Raw genomic sequence first — 2,352 nt, forward strand, 5'->3', positions numbered from 1 at the left:
CGATGTGGAGCGGGTGATGTCACTTTGTAGCCGAGATTGGATAAAACTGACCTAATGTTTAATCCGATTGGTATGACAACTCGATCCCGCTCTGTTGTCCCTTGTGCTTGAGCCAGACTTTGTCCGTCTCTGCGTCCGTTATGCCACTAACAAGAAGCCCAGTCGACAGACTGGGCTTTTTTTCGTCTCCACGGTCTCCTCTTCGATCTTCGCAGCAGAAGCATTGCCTTCTTGAGCCGTGAGCTTGCTAGTAATAGACGCAGAGCCAGACGGTTGTCTCGGTCGGATGGGTCCACTCCACCCTGTGCTGAAGGTGCGCCGGGATGTTGATGTAATCCCCCGGCCCCAGATGGACGCGTTCCTGTACCCCGGTATCCGGTGTGATGAAGACCAGGATGGCCTCTCCCTGCACCAGCAATACCCATTCGTGTTCATCCTGATCGAACCACTCTCCGGTAGGGGTCTGCTGCCCCTGGGAGAGAATGCGCTCGATACGAACATTGTTGGTACTGACCAGATCCGCGAACACTTCACTGGGCAGGGGGGAGGGGATCTGGCCAAGCAGGTTGCCTGTGTGCATGGGCTTCTCTCCGGTAGATGGGAACGTGGCTAGCTAAGAGTGTAGAAGCTTGGGATGGGCCGCTCTCATGGAGAATGAGGCCTCCAACGAGCCCTTTTATGAAAAACTTCGGGGAAATGGGGGCTTATCCGCTGCAATCTCGCCAAATTCTTGCTATTTTGCGCGCCAGCAAGCAAACGATTTCCTTCACACTTTCAGGATGAACTATGGCAACGCAACAAACGACGGCCCGCGCCGGCAATGGCGGGTTTCTGGATTCCTATTTCTCCATCAGCCAGCGTGGCAGCACGGTGCGACAGGAGCTGCTGGCCGGGTTGACCACCTTCCTGGCGATGGTCTACAGCATCATCGTCGTGCCGAACATGCTGGGCGCAGCCGGTTTTGAGCAGGGCCCGGTGTTTGTGGCCACCTGTCTGATCGCCGCCTTCGGCTCCCTGCTGATGGGGCTCTGGGCCAAGCTGCCGATGGCCATCGGTTGTGCCATCTCTCTCACCGCCTTTACCGCCTTCAGCCTGGTGCTGGGTCAGGGGCTGAGCATTCCGGTCGCGCTGGGCGCTATCTTCCTGATGGGGGTGCTGTTCACCCTGATCAGCGTCACCGGCGTGCGCCAGTGGATCCTGGACAACCTTCCCTCCGGCATCGCCCACGGTACCGGCATCGGTATCGGCTTGTTCCTGCTGCTGATCGCCACCAACGGGGTCGGCATGGTGATCAAGAATGAAGGGGCTGGCCTGCCGGTGCAGCTCGGCGAGATCACTGCCTTCCCGGTCATCATGACGGTGCTGGGTCTGGCTGCCATCTTCGGCCTGGAGCGCCGCAAGGTGCCGGGCGGCATCCTGATGGTGATCATCGCCATCTCCATCCTCGGCCTCATCTTCGATCCGAAAGTGACCTGGCAGGGCTTCTTCGCCATGCCGAGCCTGAGTGGCGAGAATGGCTCCCTGGTGGGCAGCATGGATCTGCTGGGCGCCCTCAATCCGGTGGTGATTCCGACCGTGTTGGCGCTGGTGATGACCGCCGTGTTTGACGCCACCGGCACCATCCGTGCCGTGGCTGGTCAGGCTGGCCTCATCAACGAGCGTGGTCACATCATCAGCGGTGGCAAGGCCCTGACTGCGGACTCCGTCAGCAGCATGGTGGCGGGCGTGGTAGGTGGTGCTCCGGCAGCCGTCTACATCGAATCCGCCGCAGGGACAGCTGCCGGCGGCAAGACAGGTCTGACCGCCACCCTGGTCGGCGTGCTCTTCCTGCTGATGATCTTCCTCTCCCCGCTGAGCTATCTGGTACCGGCCTACGCCACCGCACCGGCCCTGATGTATGTGGGCCTGCTGATGCTGGGCAACGTCACCAAGCTGGACTTCAACGACTCGGTCGATGCCCTCTCCGGCATGCTGTGCGCCGTCTTCATCGTGCTCACCTGCAACATCGTCACCGGCATCATGTTAGGCTTCGTGGCCCTGGTGGTCGGCCGCCTGTTTGCCGCCGAGTGGAAGAAGCTCAACATCGGCACCGTCATCATCGCCGTGGCCCTGGTGATCTTCTACGCCGGTGGCTGGGCCATCTAATCCTCACGCTATCGAGAAGGGCCCTGCGGGGCCCTTTTTCATGGCTGTGAGGCGGCTAACACTTTCCCGGATCTTCCCCATCCGCTCGTTTCAGATTGAAACGTCAGGCTTTGTTTGTTGTTTCAGATCCTGTACAGATCTAGTTATCACCTGACACCGGCCTCAAACCGGTGTCTTGTTTACGCTACTTTAGTGCGCACTTCCTTC

At 59.5% G+C, this 2,352-nt stretch carries 2 protein-coding genes; one reads left to right on the plus strand and one right to left on the minus strand.

The features are described 5' to 3' along the window. Positions 1–247 precede the first annotated feature (247 nt). A complete protein-coding gene (locus PG896_RS20810) occupies positions 248–580 on the minus strand; it encodes a cupin domain-containing protein (protein ID WP_010675945.1) in 333 nt (110 codons plus the stop codon). Positions 581–786: 206 nt separating this feature from the next. Here PG896_RS20810 and PG896_RS20815 point away from each other — a divergent pair, with 206 nt between their 5' ends. Beyond that, a complete protein-coding gene (locus tag PG896_RS20815; RefSeq protein WP_010675944.1) occupies positions 787–2,145 on the plus strand; it encodes an NCS2 family permease in 1,359 nt (452 codons plus the stop codon). Positions 2,146–2,352: the final 207 nt, after the last annotated feature.

Source organism: Aeromonas sp. QDB30 (assembly GCF_027707645.1).
Lineage (GTDB): Bacteria > Pseudomonadota > Gammaproteobacteria > Enterobacterales > Aeromonadaceae > Aeromonas > Aeromonas caviae.

Bases quoted from the DNA above. Each gene is read 5' to 3' on its own strand.
- PG896_RS20815 (WP_010675944.1), top strand. From the start codon at position 787: ATGGCAACGCAACAAACGACGGCCCGCGCCGGCAATGGCGGGTTTCTG.
- PG896_RS20810 (WP_010675945.1), bottom strand. From the start codon at position 580: ATGCACACAGGCAACCTGCTTGGCCAGATCCCCTCCCCCCTGCCCAGT.